This window comes from Roseovarius sp. B-10 (assembly GCF_056859295.1).
In genome coordinates, this window is record NZ_JBSXOE010000038.1 from 99,198 (window position 1) to 120,202 (window position 21,005).

At 65.9% G+C, this 21,005-nt stretch carries 22 protein-coding genes; 13 read left to right on the top strand and 9 right to left on the bottom strand.

Annotation, left to right across the window (positions count from 1 at the left end; translation table 11 throughout):
• Positions 1–24: 24 nt before the first annotated feature.
• Positions 25–993, bottom strand: a complete 969-nt coding sequence (locus tag AC13D8_RS15265) for a carbon-nitrogen hydrolase family protein (RefSeq protein ID WP_129432666.1) — start codon at positions 991–993, stop codon at positions 25–27.
• Positions 994–1,038: 45 nt separating this feature from the next.
• Positions 1,039–1,608, bottom strand: coding sequence for a cupin domain-containing protein (locus tag AC13D8_RS15270; RefSeq protein ID WP_129432734.1), 570 nt, complete (start codon positions 1,606–1,608; stop codon positions 1,039–1,041).
• A 227-nt stretch (positions 1,609–1,835) separates the two neighbouring features.
• On the opposite strand from AC13D8_RS15270, the gene gabT reads away from it, so the two are divergent.
• Positions 1,836–3,260: a 4-aminobutyrate--2-oxoglutarate transaminase gene (gene gabT / locus AC13D8_RS15275; protein WP_482969538.1), complete on the top strand. Its 1,425-nt coding sequence runs from the start codon at positions 1,836–1,838 to the stop codon at positions 3,258–3,260.
• 72 nt (positions 3,261–3,332) lie between these two features.
• Here gabT and AC13D8_RS15280 read toward each other — a convergent pair whose 3' ends face one another.
• The gene (locus tag AC13D8_RS15280) at positions 3,333–3,512 is read right to left on the bottom strand and encodes a hypothetical protein (RefSeq protein ID WP_104019765.1); all 180 of its coding nucleotides are present in this window, start codon (positions 3,510–3,512) and stop codon (positions 3,333–3,335) included.
• A 152-nt stretch (positions 3,513–3,664) separates the two neighbouring features.
• Positions 3,665–4,927 carry a phosphoribosylamine--glycine ligase gene (gene purD / locus AC13D8_RS15285; protein WP_482969539.1) on the bottom strand — a complete coding sequence of 421 codons (1,263 nt, stop codon included), beginning with the start codon at positions 4,925–4,927 and terminating at the stop codon, positions 3,665–3,667.
• 86 nt (positions 4,928–5,013) lie between these two features.
• Between purD and xseA the strand changes: the two genes are divergently transcribed.
• Entirely contained in the window at positions 5,014–6,501 is a 1,488-nt protein-coding gene (xseA, locus tag AC13D8_RS15290; protein WP_482969683.1) for an exodeoxyribonuclease VII large subunit, read from the top strand.
• Positions 6,502–6,618: 117 nt separating this feature from the next.
• Here the strand turns inward: xseA and AC13D8_RS15295 are convergent, their stop codons facing one another.
• The 3 genes from AC13D8_RS15295 to AC13D8_RS15305 are packed head-to-tail and all read right to left on the bottom strand — an operon-like array spanning position 6,619 to position 8,853.
• Positions 6,619–7,935: an MATE family efflux transporter gene (locus AC13D8_RS15295; protein WP_482969540.1), complete on the bottom strand. Its 1,317-nt coding sequence runs from the start codon at positions 7,933–7,935 to the stop codon at positions 6,619–6,621.
• On the bottom strand, positions 7,928–8,437 hold the full coding sequence (locus tag AC13D8_RS15300; RefSeq protein WP_129432671.1) for a PaaI family thioesterase: 510 nt from the start codon (positions 8,435–8,437) through the stop codon (positions 7,928–7,930). The genes AC13D8_RS15295 and AC13D8_RS15300 overlap by 8 nt, the downstream gene beginning before the upstream one ends.
• Positions 8,437–8,853, bottom strand: a complete 417-nt coding sequence (locus tag AC13D8_RS15305) for a PaaI family thioesterase (RefSeq protein WP_482969541.1) — start codon at positions 8,851–8,853, stop codon at positions 8,437–8,439. The genes AC13D8_RS15300 and AC13D8_RS15305 overlap by 1 nt, the downstream gene beginning before the upstream one ends.
• 122 nt (positions 8,854–8,975) lie before the next feature.
• Here AC13D8_RS15305 and AC13D8_RS15310 point away from each other — a divergent pair, with 122 nt between their 5' ends.
• From AC13D8_RS15310 to AC13D8_RS15355, 10 genes are all read left to right on the top strand, one after another.
• Positions 8,976–10,127, top strand: a complete 1,152-nt coding sequence (locus AC13D8_RS15310) for a putative manganese transporter (RefSeq protein WP_482969542.1) — start codon at positions 8,976–8,978, stop codon at positions 10,125–10,127.
• Between the two features lie 63 nt (positions 10,128–10,190).
• Positions 10,191–10,559: a MerR family transcriptional regulator gene (locus tag AC13D8_RS15315; RefSeq protein ID WP_129432674.1), complete on the top strand. Its 369-nt coding sequence runs from the start codon at positions 10,191–10,193 to the stop codon at positions 10,557–10,559.
• 160 nt (positions 10,560–10,719) lie between these two features.
• Positions 10,720–11,121: a MerR family transcriptional regulator gene (locus AC13D8_RS15320; protein WP_482969543.1), complete on the top strand. Its 402-nt coding sequence runs from the start codon at positions 10,720–10,722 to the stop codon at positions 11,119–11,121.
• A 38-nt stretch (positions 11,122–11,159) separates the two neighbouring features.
• Positions 11,160–12,938, top strand: coding sequence for an acyl-CoA dehydrogenase C-terminal domain-containing protein (locus AC13D8_RS15325; protein WP_482969544.1), 1,779 nt, complete (start codon positions 11,160–11,162; stop codon positions 12,936–12,938).
• A 43-nt stretch (positions 12,939–12,981) separates the two neighbouring features.
• A complete protein-coding gene (locus AC13D8_RS15330) occupies positions 12,982–13,194 on the top strand; it encodes a hypothetical protein (protein WP_104019774.1) in 213 nt (70 codons plus the stop codon).
• 24 nt (positions 13,195–13,218) lie between these two features.
• Positions 13,219–14,352, top strand: coding sequence for an acyl-CoA dehydrogenase family protein (locus AC13D8_RS15335; protein ID WP_482969545.1), 1,134 nt, complete (start codon positions 13,219–13,221; stop codon positions 14,350–14,352).
• Positions 14,353–14,620: 268 nt separating this feature from the next.
• Positions 14,621–15,256, top strand: coding sequence for a glutathione S-transferase family protein (locus AC13D8_RS15340; protein WP_482969546.1), 636 nt, complete (start codon positions 14,621–14,623; stop codon positions 15,254–15,256).
• Positions 15,257–15,270: 14 nt separating this feature from the next.
• Positions 15,271–16,482 (top strand): acetyl-CoA C-acetyltransferase, encoded by a 1,212-nt coding sequence (locus AC13D8_RS15345; RefSeq protein WP_482969547.1) that lies wholly within the window; start codon positions 15,271–15,273, stop codon positions 16,480–16,482.
• Positions 16,483–16,484: 2 nt separating this feature from the next.
• A complete protein-coding gene (locus tag AC13D8_RS15350) occupies positions 16,485–16,742 on the top strand; it encodes a hypothetical protein (protein ID WP_482969548.1) in 258 nt (85 codons plus the stop codon).
• Complete coding sequence (locus AC13D8_RS15355; RefSeq protein WP_482969549.1) at positions 16,739–18,934, top strand: 3-hydroxyacyl-CoA dehydrogenase NAD-binding domain-containing protein; 2,196 nt, start codon at positions 16,739–16,741, stop codon at positions 18,932–18,934. Before AC13D8_RS15350 ends, AC13D8_RS15355 begins: the two co-directional genes overlap by 4 nt.
• Before the next feature lie 42 nt (positions 18,935–18,976).
• Here AC13D8_RS15355 and AC13D8_RS15360 read toward each other — a convergent pair whose 3' ends face one another.
• Entirely contained in the window at positions 18,977–19,633 is a 657-nt protein-coding gene (locus AC13D8_RS15360) for a Hint domain-containing protein (RefSeq protein ID WP_482969550.1), read from the bottom strand.
• 137 nt (positions 19,634–19,770) lie between these two features.
• A complete protein-coding gene (locus AC13D8_RS15365) occupies positions 19,771–20,421 on the bottom strand; it encodes a carbonic anhydrase (RefSeq protein ID WP_482969551.1) in 651 nt (216 codons plus the stop codon).
• A 154-nt stretch (positions 20,422–20,575) separates the two neighbouring features.
• Here AC13D8_RS15365 and AC13D8_RS15370 point away from each other — a divergent pair, with 154 nt between their 5' ends.
• Positions 20,576–20,956, top strand: a complete 381-nt coding sequence (locus AC13D8_RS15370) for a hypothetical protein (RefSeq protein WP_482969552.1) — start codon at positions 20,576–20,578, stop codon at positions 20,954–20,956.
• The last annotated feature ends 49 nt before the right edge of the window (positions 20,957–21,005 follow it).

Here is a 21,005-nt window from a genome sequence, read left to right on the forward strand (position 1 = left end):
GCGGCTTTGTGCCGTCGTCATTGATTAGTCGGTGCCGGTCATCCCCTTGAACGCGTAGAAATTTTCCGCGATCTCCCCAGAGGGCTCGGCATGCCCCAGCGCCTGCCGCGGGTCGCGCGACGTCAGCCCCGCAGTATCCCCTCGCGTCGGGATTTTCAGCGGACCCAGCGTGTGCAGATAGGCATCGGCGCCGCTCGTGCGGTCATAGACAGGGAAATCGACCTCGCGGTCGCGAAAGCTCTTGAGCACCTGGCCCAGCCCGCGCAGCCCGGTCTCGCGCTGGCGGCGCACGAGATCGAGGTCGACCTCCACCGGGAACAGGTCCTCCTGTCCCTGGCTCTGGTGCAGCACCATCGCCGACGGGTCGACCACGATCGACCGCCCGACACCGCCAGCCGCCAGCCCGTTGATGGCAAAGACATAGCACTGGAACTGCGCCGCCGTGGCCCGCGCGATGGCCAGCTCCGCATCGCGGTCGGTGGTGCCGGTCAGCACCGGGTTGAGCAGCACCTCCACCCCCTGGCTGGTAAGCTGCCGGGTGGTCTCGGGAAACCAGATATCATAGCAGATCGACACTCCGAAGCGGCCCACCTCGGGCACGTCGAACACGCAGAACTCGGTGCCTGCTGCGATCCCCGCCTCGTAGGGCCGGAACGGAAACATCTTGGAATAACGCGCCACGATCTCGCCCTCGGGGTCGATCACCACCGCCGTGTTGAAGATGCGCCCGTCCTCGCGCTTCTCGAACATCGAGCCCGGCAACAGCCACACGCCATGGCGTCGCGCTGCCTCCTGGAATGTGGCCAGCGTGTCGTTGGGAAACGGTTGTGCAAAGCGGTCGAGCGGCCCGAACGGTGCCAGCTCGCTGAAAACGACCATCTGCGTCCAGGGAAACCTTGCCATCAGGACGTCGAGCCGGTGGAGCATCGCGTCCACGTTCGAGTGCAAGGCTGCGACATGCATCTGCACGCCAGCGATCGCGAAAGGTGTCATGGGGGTAGCCTGCTCCGTTTTGTTTCTTTTGTCGAGGGATTTCAGCTAGAAAGTCGGCGGCGTGCAGGCGCTGACGATCACGCAATCGCCCGCGCCGATATTTCGGAACCGGTGGGGCAGATTGCTGTCGAAGAGATAGCCGTCGCCGGGGTTGAGCACCCGCACCTGGTCGGCCACCGTGACTTCGACGATGCCCGCGATCACCACGCCCGCCTCCTCGCCCGCGTGGCGCAGCATCTCCGGCCCGGTATCGGCGCCCGGCGGATAGACCTCGTGCAGCATCTGGATCGTGTGGCTGCTGGCATTGCCGAGTTGGCGCAGCGACACTCGCGCCGCGCCGTCGCCGAATCCCGCCTCCTGTGGCGACAGTTCGGTGAACTCGTCGGGCGCGTAGAAATATTTCGGCGCCGACCGCTCCTCGACATCGGCAAAGAAATCCGACAGCGGCATCGGCAGCGCATCCAGAAGGCTCTTGAGCGACGCGACCGACGGGCTGGTCTTGTTCTGCTCGATCATCGAGATGGTGCCGTTGGTCAGCCCCGCGCGGCTGGCAAGCTCGCGCTGCGACAATCCCCGTGCCTCGCGCACGGCCCTGAGCCGGGTTCCGATGTCCAATGTCATGGCCTGCCTGCCCGTGTGTTGCGTTCGATGTGTTCAATTTACTGAACGTAGTTTCGATGAAATACACAATATGTCAATTGCATTACAGTCACAAAGGACGACGGGTGTGCCTCGTATCTAGGCAATATTGACAATATTCTAAAATAGTGAATAGAATATCAATCGCATTTGCCCGCATGATAACCCCATCATGCCCCAGCCCCAAGGAAACGGATCAGATCATGGTGACCACGACCGCCAAGCCGAAGCCCAAGCGCAAACCGGCCAATCGCAAGCCCGCTGCCGCGAAGCAGGCATCCGCCGCGCCCAAGGTGCCCGAAGCACCCGCCACCGCGCCCGCCACGCCCAGCAACGCCGCGCTGCTCGCCCGCCGCGAGGCCGCCGTCGCCCGCGGCGTCGCCTCTGCCGCACCGATCTTTGCTGACCGTGCCGAGAATGCCGAGATGTGGGATGTCGAGGGCCGCCGCTACATCGACTTCGCCGGCGGCATCGCAGTGCTCAACACCGGCCACCGTCACCCCGCCGTCATCGCCGCCGCCAAGGCGCAGGAGGACCGCTTTACCCACACCTCCTTCCAGGTTGTTCCCTACGAGCCCTATGTCGCGCTTGCCGAACGGCTCAACGCGCTTGCCCCCGGCGACGCGCCCAAGAAGACGCTGCTCGTCACCACCGGCGCAGAGGCGGTGGAGAACGCGGTCAAGATCGCCCGCACTGCCACCGGTCGCCCCGGCGTGATCGCCTTCAACGGCAGCTATCACGGCCGTACCCTCCTCACCCTTGGCCTGACCGGCAAGGTCACCCCCTACAAGAAGGACGCAGGCCCTTTCCCGGCGGACATCTTCCGCGCGCCGATGCCCGACGCGCGCACCGGTGTCACCCTGGACGATGCGCTCCGCGCGCTCGAGACGCTGTTCCTCACCGACGCCCAGCCCGACCGCGTGGCCGCCATCATCATCGAGCCGGTGCTGGGCGAGGGTGGCTACATCCCCGTGCCCTTCGAGATGCTGCGCGCCCTGCGTGCGATCTGCGACCGCCACGGCATCCTGCTCATCGCCGACGAGATCCAGGCCGGGTTTGGCCGCACCGGGGCATGGTTTGCCATCGAGCATTCCGGCGTTGTGCCGGACCTCATCACCGTCGCCAAGTCGATGGCGGGTGGGTATCCGCTGGCCGGGGTGATCGGCCGCGCCGAGGTGATGGATTCGGTCGCGCCCGGCGGGCTCGGCGGCACCTATGGTGGCAACCCGGTGGCCTGCGCCGCCGCACTCGCCGCCATCGACGCGCTCGAGGGCGAGGGCCTGCTTGCCCGCGCCACCGCGATGGGCGAGACCTTCCGCACCCGCCTGTCGGAAATCGGTGCGCGCACGGCACCTTACCGGATGTGGGACATCCGCGGCCTCGGCGCGATGCTGGCGGTGGAGTTCGTGACCGATTTCGACACGGCACAGCCCAACGCGGCGCTGGCGAAATCGGTGATCGCCCACGCGCTCGGGCGGGGGCTGATCCTGCTCGGTTGCGGCATGCATGGCAATGCGGTGCGCATCATGGTGCCGCTCACCGCATCGGACGCGCTGATCGAGGAAGGGCTCGACCTCTTCGAAGCCGCGCTCGCCGACGCCATCGCCGCCGAGAGCCACGTGGCCTGAGGCTTCTTCCTGGCCGAAATACTCCGGGGGGTCCGGGGGCAGCGCCCCCGGTCTCTCCACCCCGCGCGGGCCTCAGTTCAGCCGGCAGAGCGCGCCGCCGCGCAGGATCGAGGTGACATAGGCCCCCTCGGCATCGTCACGGATGGCATAGCCATAGCCGCGCAGCCGGTGGCGCCATTCGCGCTCGGACACGGCCTTGGCGCGTTCGTCCATGACAAAGGCGTGGATGTCGTTGGTGCTCTCAAGTCTCATCGTTTCCGTCCCTGATACGGTTTCTCGATGATCCAGCGATATCCCTCCGACATGGCAACAATCGCGCGCGATTGTGGCGCGGGCGCGGAATTCTCGGGGCCAGTCAAACCCGCCGCCCCATCACGCGGGGGCACGGGGGCCGCGCCTTGGGTCTAAAGTGCCCGCCAGCCGATATCGCGGCGGCAGAAACCCTCGGGCCAGTCGATCCTGTCCACCAGCGCGTAGGTGCGTTCTGCCGCCTCGCGCAGGCTTGCCCCGCGCGCCGTCGCCGCGAGCACGCGACCCCCGCTCGCCACGAATTGCCCGCCCGCTCGCGCCGTCCCGGCGTGAAACACCTGGTGAAAGCTGTCCTCGGGACAGTCCTCCAGCCCCCCGATGACGCTGCCCTTGTCGTAGTCGCCCGGATATCCGCGCGCGGCCATCACCACCGTCATGGCATGGTCCTCGGCCCAGTTGACCGTGCAATCCGCCAGCCGCCCCTCCGCTGTGGCCTGCATCAGGTCGAGCGCCTGCCCCCCGAGCCGCATCATCAGCGCCTGGCATTCCGGGTCGCCGAAACGCACGTTGAATTCCACCAGCCGGGGCGCGCCCGCCTCGATCATCAGCCCCACGAACAACACGCCGCTATAGGGCGTGCCGCGCCGCGCCATCTCGGCCAGAACCGGGCGTACGATCTCGTCCAATGCGCGCCGCGTGACCGCGTCGGTCATGACCGGGGCAGGGGAATAGGCCCCCATGCCGCCGGTGTTAGGGCCGGTGTCGCCCTCGCCGACGCGCTTGTGGTCCTGCGCGGTGCCGATGGGCAGTGCCGTCTCGCCGTCGCAGAGCACGAAGAAACTCGCCTCCTCGCCGGTCATGAATTCCTCGATCACCACCTCGGCCCCCGCGTCACCAAAGGCGCCGCCGAACATCTCGTCCACCGCCGCGAGCGCCTCTGCCTGCGTTTCGGCCACGATCACGCCCTTGCCGGCGGCAAGGCCATCCGCCTTGACCACGATCGGCGCGCCCTGTGCGCGCACGTAGGCGCGGGCGGGTTCGGCCTCGGTGAAATGGGCGTAGGCGGCGGTCGGCGCGCCCGCCGCGTCGCATATCGCCTTGGTAAAGCTCTTGGACGCCTCGAGCCGGGCGGCCTCTTGCGAGGGGCCGAAGACGGCGATCCCCGCCTCGCGCAGCCTGTCGGCCACGCCCGCCGCAAGCGGTGCCTCGGGGCCGACGATGACGAAATCCACCGCCTCTGACTCGCAGAACCCCGCGACTGCGCCACCGTCGAGGATGTCGAGCGCCGCGCATTCGGCGATCTGCGCGATCCCGGCATTGCCCGGTGCGACGATCAGCCGGTCGCATTTGGGATTCTGCAGCGCCGCCCATGCCAGCGCGTGCTCGCGCCCGCCGCCGCCCAGAATGAGGATGTTCATCGCCCGCACCTCCTTGGCCTCGCGTGATCCGCGTTCTAGGGTGGGGCGCAGCCAGACACAAGATGCGCAAGAAAGAGGCGATGGCCATGTCCGATCTCGTCGAGGATGACGGCCCGCGCGGCAACCTGCCGGAACTGTCCGTGTCCGAGATATCGGGCGCGATCAAGCGGGTGATCGAAGGCGAATTCAGCCGCGTCCGCGTGCGCGGCGAGTTGGGCCGCATCGCGCGCCCACGCTCGGGGCATATCTATCTCGATCTCAAGGACGACCGTTCGGTGCTGTCGGGCGTGATCTGGAAAGGGGTGGCCGCGCGCCTCGGCGTGCAGCCCGAGGAGGGGATGGAGGTGGTGGCGACCGGGAGGCTGACCACCTTCGGCGGGCAGTCGCGCTACCAGATGGTGATCGAGGAGATGGTGCCCGCAGGCGCGGGTGCGCTGATGGCGATGCTGGAGAAGCGCAAGAAAGCGCTCGCCGCCGAGGGGCTGTTCGACGCGGGGCGCAAGCGGGCGCTTCCCTACCTGCCGGACGTCATCGGCGTGGTCACTTCGCCCTCGGGCGCGGTGATCCGCGACATCCTGCACCGCCTGCGCGAACGGTTTCCGCGCAAGGTGCTGATCTGGCCCGTCGCCGTGCAGGGAGAGCGCTGCGCGCCCGAGGTGGCGCGCGCGATCCGCGGCTTCAACGCGCTCGGACCCGGTGGGGCGCTGCCCCGGCCCGACCTCATCATCGTGGCGCGCGGTGGCGGGTCGGTCGAGGACCTGTGGGGCTTCAACGACGAGGATGTGGTGCGCGCGGCGGCCGAGAGCGCGATCCCGCTGATTTCCGCCGTCGGGCATGAGACAGATACCACGCTCATCGACTACGCCTCCGACAAGCGCGCGCCGACGCCCACGGCAGCGGCGGAACTCGCCGTGCCGGTGCGGCGCGACCTGCTGGCCTGGCTGGAGGGGCAGGGCGCGCGGCTTGTGCATGCGCAGGGGCAGACGGTCGGGCTGCGCGAACAGCGGCTGCGCGACCTCGCGCGCGCGCTGCCCCGGCCCGAAACGCTGATCGAGGGGGCGCGGCAGCGGCTCGATACCTGGGGCGAGCGGCTGCCCGCGGCGCTCATCGCGTCGGTGCAGATGCGCCGGGTGCGCCTGTCCGAAGGGGCGGGGGCGCTGCGCCCGTCCCTCCTGCGCCGCGCGGTGGCGAGCGAGCGGCGGCGGCTGGCGAACACCGCGGCGCGGCTCAACACCGGCGCGTTGGAGCGCGAGACCGGGCAGAAACGGCGCGATCTCGATCGGCTGTCGCAGCGCCTCGCCGAAGCGGGCAGGCGCGAGATGGCCGCGCGCCGCGACCGGCTTGGCGCGCTCGACCGGCTGCGCGAGACGTTGGGCTATCGCGCGACCCTGGCGCGCGGCTACGCGGTGGTGCGCGGCGACGGCGCGCTGGTAACGACGCGGGTCGCGGCGGCCGAGGCGCGGGCGCTGGAGATCGAGTTCGCCGATGGCAAGCTGGACGTGGGCGACGCGCCCGCGCCACGCAAGCCGTCCAAGCCCAAGGCGTCGCCGAAAGGGCAGGGGAGCCTGTTCTGACCGCCCGCATCGGGCATGCCGGAGGCATGTCTTGAGCGTGACCTGCCCATCTGTCTATGGGTCTGGTGGTCTTATGAAGGTGGCGGCGAGCCATTCGCCGTCCGACCCGGTCCAGCTCTACCCCATACCCCGCTCCAGCGCCGGGTAGCGCTGCCAAAGCGTGACCCCGCGTGCAACGAAGCTGAAAAGCAACGCCGCCCACAGCCCGTGATTGCCGAAGGCTGGCACCAGAACGGCCACGGCCAGCACATAGAGTGCGAGGCTCAGCGCCATCATGTTGCGCATGTCCCCGGTGCGTGTCGCGCCGATGAACACCCCGTCTAGCATGAAGGGCGCGAGCCCCAGCAACGGCGCGGCCACCGCGTAGGGCAGGAACACCCGCGCCTCGACGCGCACCCCGGGCGCGGTGGTCATCAGGTCGATTACCGCGCCGCCGAACAGCGCATATACCGACGCAATACCGACACAAAACAGCAGGGCCCAGAGGCTCGCCAGCACCGCGCCCCGCCGCAGCCCCCCGAGGTTGCGCGCCCCAAAGGCCTGCCCGACGATGGCCTCGGCAGCGAAGGCAAAGCCGTCGAGCGCATGCGCGGTTACGTTGAGAAACTGCATCAACACCTGGTTGGCCGCCAGCGTCACGTCGCCGAACCCCGCGCCGAGAAACAGGAACGACACGAAGATCGCCTGCAACATCAGCGAGCGCAGCAGGATATCGCCGTTGACCGCCGCCATCACCCGCAGCCGCGCGGGATCGAACACGCGCGGCCAATCGCGCCAGGCAGGCACGCCAAAGGCATCGCGGCAGAACCACAGGCCCAGCGCGAGCCCGCCCCATTCGGCGATCACCGTGGCGCGCGCTACGCCCTCGACCCCCCAGTTGAGCCCCAGCACGAACCAGACGTCTAGGCCCACGTTGACGCCGTTCATCAGCACCTGAACGGCCAGCACCGCGCGGGTGCGTTCCTGCGCGATGAGCCAGCCGGTCATGCCGAAGATCGCGATCATCGCAGGCGCCGACCAGACGCGGATTGCCATATAGGAGTGCGCCAGCCCCTCTACCTCGTCACTCGCAGGCGCGACGAGGAACGCGGCCGCAAAGAGCGGCCCCTGCAACGCGATCACCGCGGTGCCCGCCGCCAGCCCGATCATCAGTGCGCGCGTCAAGAGCGCCGCGACCTCGCCCGCCTGTCCCGCGCCGCGCGCCTGGCTGGTCAGGCCCGTGGTGCCCATCCTGAGAAACCCGAACACCCAGTAGATCGCGGTCAGGATCACGGCGCCGAGGCCAACTGCCCCAATCGGTGCCGCCTCGCCCAATTGCCCCACCACGCCGGTATCTACCGCGCCGAGGATCGGCACCGTGGCGTTGGAGATCACGATAGGAATGGCGATTTTCAGGACGCGGGCATGGGTGACCGCGCAGGCGGTCTCAGTCATCGCGGCGCGGCATCAGGAAATGGCCCGTCGCCTGCGCGATGGGGCGAGAACGATTGTCCTGCCACGCCTCTACTCGGACACTGGCATAGCGCCGCCCCGAGCGGTTGACCTGCGCGCGCGCATAGGCATCGCGCGGCAGCCCCGAACGCAGGTAGTCGACGGTGAAATCTATTGTCTTGGGCAGGCGCGGCAGGCGGCCACCGGCCAGCGTCTCGGGGTCGACCGCGCCGCTCTCTATCTCTTCCCACAGCATCGACCAGCTCAGCCCGATGATTGCCGTGATCTCGAGAAACGCCGCCGTCGCCCCGCCATGCAGGGCGGGCAGGAGCGGGTTGCCGATGAGCTTTTCGTCGAACGGCATGACCGCGGTCAGTTCGTCCCCGCGCCGTTCGAATTCGACGCCGAGGAAGCGGATATAAGGCACGCCGTCCACCAGCGCCTTGAGCGCGGCGTCGCGGCGCTGCTTGACCACCTGCACCGGTTCGGGTTGGGGCCGCGCCATCACGCGCCCTCCACGGTAAAGGTGCCTGTGGCGGTGGCCACGGGGCGGTCCGCGTCGTCATCCATCGCGCGGGCGCGCACGAAGGCCACGGAGCGGGTGACGTGATAGCATTCCGCCTCGGCGCGGATCGCCTGCCCCGGCACGGCAGGGCGCATGTAGTCGATGCGCAGATCAATGGTGGCAGTGCCGCCGGGCGAGGCAGGATGACTCATCGCCGCCGCCCCACAGCAGGTGTCCATCAGCGCCGAGACCGCGCCGCCATGAATCACCCCCGTCTCCGGGTCGCCGACGAGGCGCACGTCGTAATCCATCTCGATCCGCGCCGTGCCCCGGCCCATCGTGATCAGGCGCATGCCCAGCGCGCGCGCGTGCGGCAGGGCCTCCATGAAGTCGCGGACCGGATTGGTATCGCTCATCTCGACTCTCCGCGGTGGTGCAGGCCGCATCGGACCGTGGGCCACGTTATTCGATCTTGACGGGGCCGCTTCAACCCCCTATTTCCGCAATTGATAATTATTCGCAACAAAAGGGTCCCGGGATGAGCATGGACAGCACCGCCTGCGGCGCCACCACTACCACCACGCCCCGGTTCGGACAGCCGCTGCGTCCGGGGCGACTGCTCGTGGCGCTGATGCTTCTGGCGTTCGCGCTGATGCCGGGCGCGTTCGGCACGGTCACGCGCGAGATGATGGTAGACGCCTATGTGCAGGTCTCGGCCTTCGTCGCCGCGACCCTGCTGCTGTTCTACGGGTCCGAGCGGATCTTTCGGTTCAACATCGGTACGGTGCTGAGTACGGCGCGCGGGGCGCAGGTGCCGCTGGCCGCGCTGATGGGGGCGACGCCGGGCTGCGGTGGGGCGGTCGTCGTGGTTGCCGCCTACAGTTCCGGGCATGTGACTTTCGGCGCGGTGGTCGCGACCCTGACCGCGACGATGGGCGACGCGGCCTTCCTGCTGATCGCGACGCGGCCCGAGGTCGCCGCGGTGGTCCTGCCGCTATCCTTTGCAGTGGGGATCGTGTCGGGCTGGCTCATCGATGGGCTGCGGCTCGCCCCGATCACCGCGCGCCGCGCGGAAACCGGCGATCTCGTCCCCCTCATCGGACGGCTTCGGCGCCGCGATCTGGCGTTCCTGGCGGTCGCGGTGCCAGGGCTGGTCATGGGCGTCACGCAACTCACCGGGGCCGAGATCGGTGCCGTCTTCGGCGACCGCATGGTCGCGACCGTGGGGCTTACCGGCACCGCCGTCGGCCTTGCCATTTGGGCCACCTCGTCGCTGACGGCCATGACCAACAGCGGCGACGCGCCGGTCACGCGCATGGCAGAGGAAACCTCGTTCATCTCTGTCTGGGTGATCGGTGCCTACCTGGCCTATGAATACCTCGCCGCCTTTGGCGGGCTCGACCTCGAGACCATGTTTGCCACGGTCGCGCCGCTCTTGCCGCTGATCGGTGTGCTCATCGGATTTGTGCCCGGTTGCGGGCCGCAGGTGTTGGTGACGACGCTCTACATCAACGGGCTGATCCCGTTCTCTGCGCTCATGGGCAACGCCATCTCCAACGACGGAGACGCGCTGTTCCCGGCCATCGCGATCGACCCGCGCGCGGCGGTTCTGGCGACGGCCTATTCCGCGGTGCCGGCGCTTATCGTAGCCTATGGCTTTTTCTTCTTGGCGCCGGGCTTTCTCAACTGACGACGGCATTGACGCCGCGCGTGACAGGCATAAGCTCGGGGCCTGGAACGGGGGAGCGACCACATGGCGGAGACGCGGCTGTCCTTCAAGGAAATGTGCGCGAAGTTCGACGTGACGCCGCGCACCCTGCGCTATTACGAGTATATCGAGCTGTTGCAGCCCGAGCGCGAGGGGCGCGCGCGCTGGTATGGGCCGCGCGAATGCGCGCGCATGACGCTGATCCTGCGCGGCCGGAAATTCGGCTTTGCGCTCGAGGAAATCCGGCAATGGCTGCTCATCTACGAAAAGGAAGGCACCGAGCCTCAGATGCGCCAGTGGATCGAGCTGGCCGACCGCCAGCTTGCCGAGCTGGCGGAACAGCGCCGCCAGATCGACGAGGCGATGGACGAACTCACGGCGCTGCGCGACGAGACCGCGGCCAGCCTCGGGTAATGCGTGGCTAAGAAAATTACCTGGCTGCGCGATTGACCTTGCTTGATCTTACGTCAACCCAAAAGTGACGTGACGTAGCAGTTACGTAAAGCGGCACGCCTGTTGTAACGGTGGGGCCAGAGGCGCAGATTGTCGGCAGACGATGCGCAAGAGGCCCGCCATGACCGATGACGTAATGACAATCCGGCAGATGTGCGACGCGTTCGACGTAACGCCTCGCACCCTGCGATTCTACGAATCCAAGGAGCTGCTGTCGCCTGTCCGGCAGGGCCAGCGGCGGTTCTTTACCCGGCGCGACCGTGCCCGGCTCAAGCTCATCCTGCGGGGCAAGCGCTTTGGCTTCAGCCTCGAGGATATGCGCCAGTTGCTCGATCTCTACGACCGGGGCGATCAGCAATACACGCAGATCGCCGCCGCCTACGAGGTCGCGCGCGAGCGGCTTGCCGACATGGAACGCCAGCGCGCCGAGCTCGACACCGCAATCGCCGAGCTGCGCGAACAGATGACATGGGGCGAGCGGATGCTTGCCTCGCTAAAGGACAACCGCGACGCCGCCGAGTAACACCGGCCCGGCCATTACTTCTTGGGAGAGACAACCAGATGCCAAGCTACACCGCACCCACCCGCGACATGCAGTTCATCCTGCATGACGTGCTGAACGTGTCGCAGCAGGACATTCCGGGTTATGCCGAGCTTGAGCCCGACTTCACCAGCGCGGTGCTGGAAGAGGCGGGCAAGATTTCCTCCGAGGTGCTCGCGCCGCTAAACCCGGTCGGTGATGCCGAGGGATGCGTGCTGGAAAACGGCGTCGTGCGGACGCCCAAGGGCTTCAAGGCGGCCTTCGACCAGGTGCGCGAGGGCGGCTGGCCCGCGCTCGACCTGCCCGAGGAATATGGCGGGCAGAACATGCCCTATATCCTCGGAACGGCGGTGGGCGAGATGTTTTCGGCCGCCAACCAGGCCTTCACCATGTATCACGGCCTCACCCACGGCGCGGCCTCGGCGATCCTCGCGCATGGCTCGGACCAGCAAAAGACCACCTACCTGCCGAAAATGGCCAGTTGCGACTGGACCGGCACGATGAACCTGACCGAGCCGCATTGCGGCACCGATCTGGGCATGATGCGCACCAAGGCCGAACCGCAGGAAGATGGCAGCTACAAGGTGACGGGGCAGAAGATCTTCATCTCGTCGGGCGAGCATGACATGGCCGACAACATCATCCACCTGGTGCTGGCCAAGATCCCCGGCGGGCCCGAGGGGATCAAGGGCGTGTCGCTCTTCATCGTGCCCAAGTTCCTCGTGAACGAGGATGGCAGCCTCGGCGACCGCAACGGCGTTTCCTGCGGCAAGATCGAGGAAAAGATGGGGATTCACGGCAATTCCACCTGCGTGATGAACTATGACGGCGCGACGGGCTATTTGCTGGGCGAGAAACACAAGGGCATGCGCGCCATGTTCACCATGATGAACGAGGCCCGCATCGGTGTCGGCATGCAGGGGCTCGCGCAGGCAGAGGTCGCCTACCAGAACGCGCTCGCCTATGCCAAGGACCGTCTTCAGGGCCGTGCGGTGACCGGCGCGGAAAATCCCGATGGGCCCGCCGACCCGCTGATCGTGCATCCTGATATCCGCCGCTCGCTGATGGACCAGAAGAGCTTCATCGAGGGCGCGCGCGCCTTCATGCTCTGGGGCGCGGAACTCATCGACCGCTCGCATCGCGGCGAGGACGAGGCTGCCGAGGGGCTCATTTCTCTGATGACGCCCGTCATCAAGGGGTTCCTGACCGACGAGGGCTACGACATGACCGTGCTGGCACAGCAGGTCTATGGCGGGCACGGCTATATCGAGGAATGGGGCATGTCGCAATTCACCCGCGACGCCCGCATCGCAATGATCTACGAGGGGGCCAATGGCGTGCAGGCGCTCGACTTGGTCGGGCGCAAGCTGACCTCCGATAGCGGCAAGCACGTCATGGCCTTCTTTGACATGGTCAAGGGGTTCCTCAAGGAGAACGAGGGCGACGAGGCTCTGAAAAAGGAGTTCCTCGACCCGCTCAAGGCGGCGTCAAAGGACCTTCAGGCTTCGGCGATGTTCTTCATGCAAAACGGCGTGAAGAACCCCAACGCGGCGCTGGCCGGATCATATGATTTCATGCACCTTTTTGGCCATGTCTGCCTCGGGCTGATGTGGGCGCGAATGGCCAAGGCGGCGCATGCGGCACTGGATGCTGGTGCGTCCGATGAGGCGTTCTACCGCACCAAGCTGGCCATGGGCCGCTTCTACATGAAGCGCCGCCTGCCCGCGACCGCGCTGCACCTGGCGCGCATCGAGAGCGGTGCGGAGCCGGTGATGGAGCTTGACGCCGAGGCGTTCTGACAACGGGGTGGGGTGGCACCCACCCTACAGGGAGGAGGGACAGATGCCGAAACGCTTTCGCCTCACCCGCCGCTTCAACGCGGCGATGACCGAGGACGGCTATCGCCGGTTACGAAAATTCGCGGCCGAGGCGGGGCTGGACGAGGGCGAAGCGCTGTCCTTCCTCTTCGAGAATTTCGACAGCGTGATCGACGAGGACACGTTCGCGCACCGGCTGCGCATATTCAATTCGGAGCTTGAGGCGCGCAAACGCTGACGCCAGGGGAAGGGAGGCCCGGCGATGACATGGATGACGGACGAGCACCGGATGCTCGGCGAGATGACGGCGAAATTCATCAATGATGAATGGCGCCCGCATTACGAGCGCTGGCGCAAGGCGGGGATCATGGATCGCGAGACCTGGCAGCAGGCGGGTGAGCTGGGCCTGCTCTGCCCCTCGATCCCCGAGGAATACGGCGGCGCGGGCGGCGATTTTGGGCATGAGGCGGCGATCTGCCTCGAACAGAGCCGCGCCAACCTCGCAAGTTGGGGCAACCCGATCCATTCCGGCATCGTCGCGCATTACATCCTCGCCTACGGCTCCGAGGAGCAGAAGAAGACATGGCTGCCGAAAATGGTCTCGGGCGAGATGGTCGGTGCCCTCGCCATGACCGAGCCCGCCGCCGGATCGGATGTGCAAGGTATCAAGACCCGCGCCGTGCGCGACGGCAACGCTTACCGCCTTTCGGGACAAAAGACCTTCATCACCAATGGCCAGCACGCCGACCTGATCATCGTTGCGGCCAAGACCGACCCGAAGGAGGGCGCAAAGGGCATCTCGCTTGTCGTGGTCGAGACCGAAGGCGCCACAGGTTTCGCGCGGGGGCGCAACCTCGAAAAGGTGGGGTTGCACGCGGGCGACACATCCGAGTTGTTCTTCGACAACGTGGAAATACCGCCCGAGAACGTCCTCGGGCAGGAAGAGGGGCGCGGCTTCTACCAGATGATGGAGCAACTGCCGCAGGAACGCCTGATCATCGCCTGCGGCGCGCAAGGTGCGATGGAAGGCGCAGTGGAGCGTACGATTTCATATTGCAAGGAGCGCCAGGCCTTCGGCGGCCCGATCCTGCAATTCCAGAACACCCGCTTCAAACTGGCCGAATGCCAGACGAAAACCGCCGTGTGCCGCGCCTTCATGGATGAATGCATTGCCGAGCACCTGCGCGGGGAGTTGAGCGTGAAAAAGGCCGCGATGGCGAAATACTGGCTGACGGATGCGCAGGGTGAAGTGCTTGACGAGTGCCTACAACTGCATGGCGGCTATGGCTATATGCAGGAATACGACATCGCCGAGATGTGGGCCGATGCCCGCGTGCAGCGCATCTATGGCGGTACAAACGAGATCATGAAGGACCTGATCGCGAGGGCGCTGTGATGGTCTGGGCCGCGGTGCATATGGCCGGGGGCGGATGCCTCCGGCGGGGATATTTGGGGCAAGATGAAAGGGCAGAGGTCCACCCTGTCGCGCGCGCGGGCCAATTGGCATCAGGCGCTGCGACAGGGCTTCACCTTGCACGTCCATCGGCTTCCCATCCTGTAACGCGAGACCATCAAGCCGCATCAACGCTAATCAATGATGAACAACTCCAAACTTCATCTTGCGAAAAATATCCAAGTCCAACACCCCCACAGGGAGCCACGCCATGACCATCAAACTCCACTGCTTCGGCGAGAGCGGCAACGCCTACAAGGCGGCGCTGGCGCTGGAGCTTTCCGGCCTCAACTGGGAACCGGTCTTCGTCGATTTCTTTGGCGGCGAGACGCGCGGCGAGGATTTCCGTGAAATCAACGTGATGGGCGAGGTGCCGGTGCTGGTTGACGGGGACACCACCTTGACGCAATCGGGCGTTATACAGATGTACATAACGGAAAAGACTGGCAAATTCGGCGGCGCGACGCCGCAGGAGGCGCGCGAGGTGATGCGCTGGATGTTCTGGGACAATCACAAGCTCAGCTCGCAGGCGGGGATGACGCGGTTCCTCATGAACTTCCTGCCCGAAGAGAGGCGCCCCCAAGAGGTGATCGGCTTCATGCAGGGCCGGCTCAAGGCGGCCTATAGCGCCCTCGACGCGCATCTGAGTGGCCGCGACTGGATCGTGGGCGCGGCACCCACCAATGCCGATCTGAGCTGCTGCGGCTACCTCTTCTACCCGGAACCTTTCGGCTTTGATCGCGAGGACTGGCCCGAAATCGACCGGTGGCTCTCGAATATAGAGGGCCTGCCGGGTTGGAAACACCCCTATGACCTGATGCCCGGCAGCCCCGCTGACCGCGCCTGACAAAGGAGACGGAGATGACAGACGCCTATATCTACGATGCCGTGCGCTCACCCCGCGGCAAGGGGCGCAAGGATGGCGCCCTGCACGAGGTGACGAGCGCCCGCCTCTCGGCGCATGTGCTCAACGCGCTGAAAGAGCGCAACGGCCTTGACGGCCACGCCGTCGAGGACGTGATCTGGGGCAATGCCACGCAGGTTATGGAGCAGGGTGGCTGTCTGGCGCGCACCGCCGTGCTGGCCTCTGATTTGGATGAGCGCATCCCTGGTCTGTCGATCAACCGCTTCTGTGCGAGCGGCATGGAGGCCGTGAACCTCGCCGCCAACCAGGTGCGCGCAGGCGCCGGTGACGGCTACATAGCGGGCGGGGTCGAGATGATGGGCCGGGTCGCCATGGGCAGCGATGGGGCGGCTATCGCCGTTGATCCGAGCATCGCCATGAAGACCTATTTCGTGCCGCAGGGCATTTCGGCCGACATCATCGCCACCGAATACGGCTTCTCGCGCGACGATGCCGACGCGCTCGCCGTGGAATCGCAACGCCGCGCAGCCGAGGCGTGGGACGACCGGCGCTTCGACCGGTCGATCATCGAGATCAGGGACCAGAACGGCCTGTCGATCCTCGACCATGACGAGCACATGCGCCCCGGCACCGACATGCAGTCGCTCGGCGGGCTCAAGCCCAGCTTCAAGGAGATGGGCGAGGTGATGCCGGGTTTTGATGCCGTGGCCAAGCTGAAATACCCTCATCTGGAACGGATCGAGCATATCCACCACGCAGGCAATTCGTCCGGCATTGTCGATGGTTCGGCAGGTGTGCTCGTAGGCAGCAAGGCATTTGGCGAGAAATGGGGTCTGACACCCCGCGCCCGCATCCGCCAGACCACCAAGATCGGCACCGATCCGACCATCATGCTGACCGGCCCGGTCCCGGCGACGGAGAAGGCGCTGAAAGACAGCGGCATGGCGATCTCGGATATCGACCTGTTCGAGGTGAACGAGGCGTTTTCCGCCGTCGTATTGCGCTTCATGCAGGCATTCGACGTCGATCAGTCGAAGGTGAACGTCAATGGCGGGGCCATCGCCATGGGCCATCCGCTGGGTGCTACCGGCGCGATCATCATCGGCGCGCTTCTGGATGAGCTGGAGCGCACCGGCAAGGGCACCGGGCTCGCCACGCTCTGCGTCGCGTCGGGCATGGGTGCCGCCACGATCATCGAGAGGGTTTGACCATGAAGGCGGCAATCCGACTACGAGACAACGGCGAAATATACGTCATGGATCGCGGTGCATCGGGCGATTTCGAATTCGGCGACCCGAAGCTTGGAGACAAGAAACACCATGCCGAAAACGTGATTCGAAAAACGACACTGGATGAAGCGATCACCGCAATAAGGGCAGGCCTACATCCACGTATGAAAGGCCAAGAAAGCGGTCAGTGGAATATGATCTCTCCCACCAATGTTAAAATCATCGAGGTGCCAAAATGACCGATTTCACCATGGAAAAGCACGCCGACGGCGTCGCGATCATCACTTGGGACGTGCCCGGAAAATCCATGAACGTCATGACGATGGAGGCTTGGCCGCAGCTTGAGTCCCTCATCGACGACGCGCTCGCCGATACGTCCGTCAAGGGCATCGTCATCACCTCTGGCAAGGAGGGGAGTTTTGCCGGGGGCATGGATCTCAACGTCATCGCCCGGATGAAGGAAATGGCGGGTGACGATCCGGCAAAGGGCCTGTTCGACGGGCTGATGAACATGCATTCGATCCTGCGCAAGATCGAGCGCGCGGGCATGGATGACAAGAACAAGGGCGGCAAGCCCATTGCCGCCGCACTTCCCGGCACTGCGCTCGGCATCGGGCTGGAAATTCCGCTCGCCTGCCACCGCATCTTTACCGCTGACAACGGATCGGCCAAGATCGGCCTGCCCGAGATCATGGTCGGCATCTTCCCCGGTGCCGGTGGCACCACGCGGCTCGCACGCAAGATGGGCGCTATGGCCGCTTCGCCGCTCCTTCTCGAAGGCAAGCTGAATGACCCCAAGAAAGCCAAGTCCGCCGGAGTGGTGGACGAGGTCGTGCCCGCCGACGAGCTGCTCGACAAGGCCCGCGAATGGGTGCTGTCGAACCCCTCTATCGTCAAGCCGTGGGACGAGAAGGGCTACAAGATGCCCGGCGGCGCGCCCTATCACCCGGCGGGATTCATGACCTTCGTGGGCGCCTCCGCGATGGTCAACGGCAAGACCCAAGGCGCGTTCCCGGCGGCCAAGGCGCTCCTGTCTGCCGTCTACGAAGGCGCGCTTGTGCCGTTTGATACCGCGCTCAAGATCGAGGCGCGCTGGTTCACCCATGTGTTGATGGACCCGAGTTCCAGCGCCATGATCCGCTCGCTCTTCATCAACAAGGAGGCGCTGGAGAAGGGCGCCAACCGTCCCGACGTGCCGGATCAAAAGGTGAAGAAGGTCGGCGTTATGGGGGCCGGCATGATGGGCGCAGGCATCGCGCTTGTCTCGGCCATGGCCGGGATGCAGGTTGTCCTCATTGACCAGAAACAAGAGGCCGCAGACCGCGGCAAATCCTATACCGCCGATTACATGGACAAGGGTATCAAGCGCGGCAAGGCGACCGAGGAGAAGAAGCAGGCCGCGCTCGATCTCATCACCGCCACCACCGAGTATTCCGCGCTCAAGGGCTGCGACCTGATCATCGAGGCGGTGTTCGAGGACCCTACCGTCAAGGCCGAGGCGACGAAGAAGGCGCTGGCCGAGGTGGGTGAGGACTGTATCTTCGCGACCAACACCTCGACCCTGCCAATCACCGATCTGGCGCAGGCCAGCGACCGGCCAGAGGATTTCATCGGCATCCACTTCTTCTCGCCGGTGGAAAAGATGTATCTCGTCGAGATCATCAAGGGCCAGAAAACCGGCCCGCGCGCCGTCGCCAAGGCGCTCGACTACGTCCGGCAGATCCGCAAGACGCCCATCGTGGTCAACGACGCGCGGTTCTTCTACTGCAACCGCTGTATCATCCCTTACATCAACGAGGGTATCCGCATGGTGGCCGAGGGCGTGGCACCCGCGCTCATCGATAACGCGGCGCGGCAGTTGGGCTTTCCGGTCGGGCCACTGCAACTGGTCGACGAGACCTCGATCGACCTCGGCGCAAAGATCGCACGGGCGACCAGGGCGGCGATGGGTGACGACTATCCCGACGAGGCCGTGGACGAGGTGATCTTCTGGATGGAGGGCGAGGGACGGCTTGGCCGCAAGGCCAATGCCGGCTTCTTCGACTATGACGAGAAGGGTAAGCGGCAGGGCTATTGGCCAGGCCTCGTCGAGAAATACCCCCGCGCCGGGGAACAGCCTGATCTCATCGAGGTGCAGCACCGCCTGATGTTCGCGCAGGTGCTCGAGGCGGTGCGCGCGTTCGAGGATGGCGTACTCGAGGATATCCGCGAGGGTGACGTGGGCGCGATCCTTGCCTGGGGCTTCGCCCCGTGGTCGGGCGGACCCTTCTCTTGGCTCGACATCATTGGCACGCCCTATGCGGCCGAGCGCTGCGACCAACTGACCGCCAGATTCGGCCCCCGCTTCACCACGCCCGCGCTGTTGCGCGAGATGGCCGACAAGGGGCAGGGCTTCTACGCTCGCTTCGGGCAAGAGGCACAGGCGGCCTGAGCCACATGGCCCGGCGCCGTGCCTATCGGGTGCGGCGCAGGGTCAGCGGCGCGCAGAAACGCGCGCCGTATCGCGGTCGCGGCTTTCCTGCGCGGCGAGGAACGCGTCGGCTTCTTCGGCGTCGAGATGGCGGATCATGCGCCCGCCGATCACTGACTGCAGGCCGTCATCCCCGGTCAGCAGGCTCGCTGTCTGCGTCGGCGGCGGACAAAGGAGCCACGCCCCTCCGGCGGCCAGTACGAACTGCTCGGAGCGAAAGACCGGGCGGAACAGGTGCGCGCCGCGGGGCGGGTCCGTCAGGGCAATACCGCGAAACCCCGCCAGGTCGCCGGCCCGAATCGTGACATGGCCTGTCCCCAGGTGCTGGCGCAGCTCGGGGTCGCGCATTAGCACCCGCATGTCCTGTTGCAGCAGGAACGCTTCGCGATTGCCGAGCGCGTGCGGCGGCACCTCGAGGGGTCGGACCACCGAGGGGCAATCGACGGGGTCCAGCCAGATACGGTCGCGGTTCAGCTCGTCGGGCTTCATCCGCCCTTTTGGGAACACGTGCAGGTGATCGTGACGGTCGATCTGCTCCGCCCGCCGCCAGCCGCCGCGCACGCGGAGCGTCGTGCCCTCGACAAGGCCGGAGGCCCCGCAGCGCGCGCATCCGGTCTCGGTCAGTCGTCGAGTGCAAACATGACGGGAAAACGGGAACACGATGCGACCCTCTCGACCGCTTGATATTCCCCCATAGCACGAATTATACACGTTCTACTGTCGGAAAACAAGAAATTCCTACGCCGCGCATGGCATGCCTGGCGCAATAGCGGGTCTGTACCACCGCCGGCGGCCCGTCACAGCCGCGCGAAGCTGCCCCGGACCGCGTCATACTGCTCAAGTGTGCCCGAGCCGATATCGTGCCACAACCCGTGCAGCGACAGCGCGCCCGTCGCCACCCGCTCGGACACGAAGGGAAAGCTCATCAGGTTCTCGAGCGACACCACAACCGTCTGTCGCTCCAGCGCGTCGAGCTGTGCCGCCTCGTCGTCCACGTCCTTAACGCGCTCATAGCCCGGTCGCAGGATTTCCAGCCAACGCCCTACAAAGCTGGTCTTCTGCTCGAGTTCGGGCGCTTGGCCAGAGCACATCTTCTGGCACCCCTTGGCACCGCCGCAGGCGGAATGGCCGATCACGAGGATATGCGCCACCTTCAGCGCGGTGACCGCGAATTCCACCGCCGCCGAGGTGCCGTGCTGTCCGCCATCTGTCTCGTAGGGCGGAACGAGATTGGCGATGTTGCGATGGATGAAGAACTCGCCCTGATCGGCACCGAAGATCGAGGTGACGTGGACGCGGCTGTCGCAGCACGAGATCACCATCGCGCGCGGGTGCTGCCCTTGCTCGGCAAGGTGACGGTACCAGGCCTGGTTCTCGGCATAGCCCGTGGCGCGCCAACCGTGATAGCGCTGCACCAGGTAGGACGGCAGGGGGCGCACATGATCCATGATCGTCTCCAGAGCGGCGGGGCCTGCCCCGATTAAACGGTATTTTCACGGAATTCGAGAGAGAATTGTTCCGCCCGGAAACCATTTGAGAACCGTTGCGTCGCATCCTGCATCGGTCCGTGGGGGCGCGGTAAATCGATGATCGGGTGAGACAGTGGAACAGGTGACGGCCTTGCAACCGGCAGAACGGGTGCGCCTCGACGCTGACCGTCTCGAGGCGCTTTACATGCAACTTGGCACACGCGGGGCAGAGGACGTGGTCTGCCGCGCTCTGGAAGAGATCGCTGCGCGGCTTGCGCGCGCCGAGCGAGACTTTCGTGCCGCGCGCTTCGCCGAGATGCGCAAGGGTTGCCGCGGTCTCGTCGGCATGGCCGAGGAGGTAGGCATGCCGCTGATGGCGCGGGTGGCCCGCGATGTGACTGTCTGCATCGACGCGGGCGACGGCACTGCTCTTGGTGCAACATTCGCCCGCCTGTTGCGCATCGCCGAACAGTCACTTTGCGAGATATGGCACATGCAGGACGGGGCGTTCTGAGGTTGCGCACGCGACCGTCGCGGCGGGGCTTGCAGGCGGCGCAATCCCC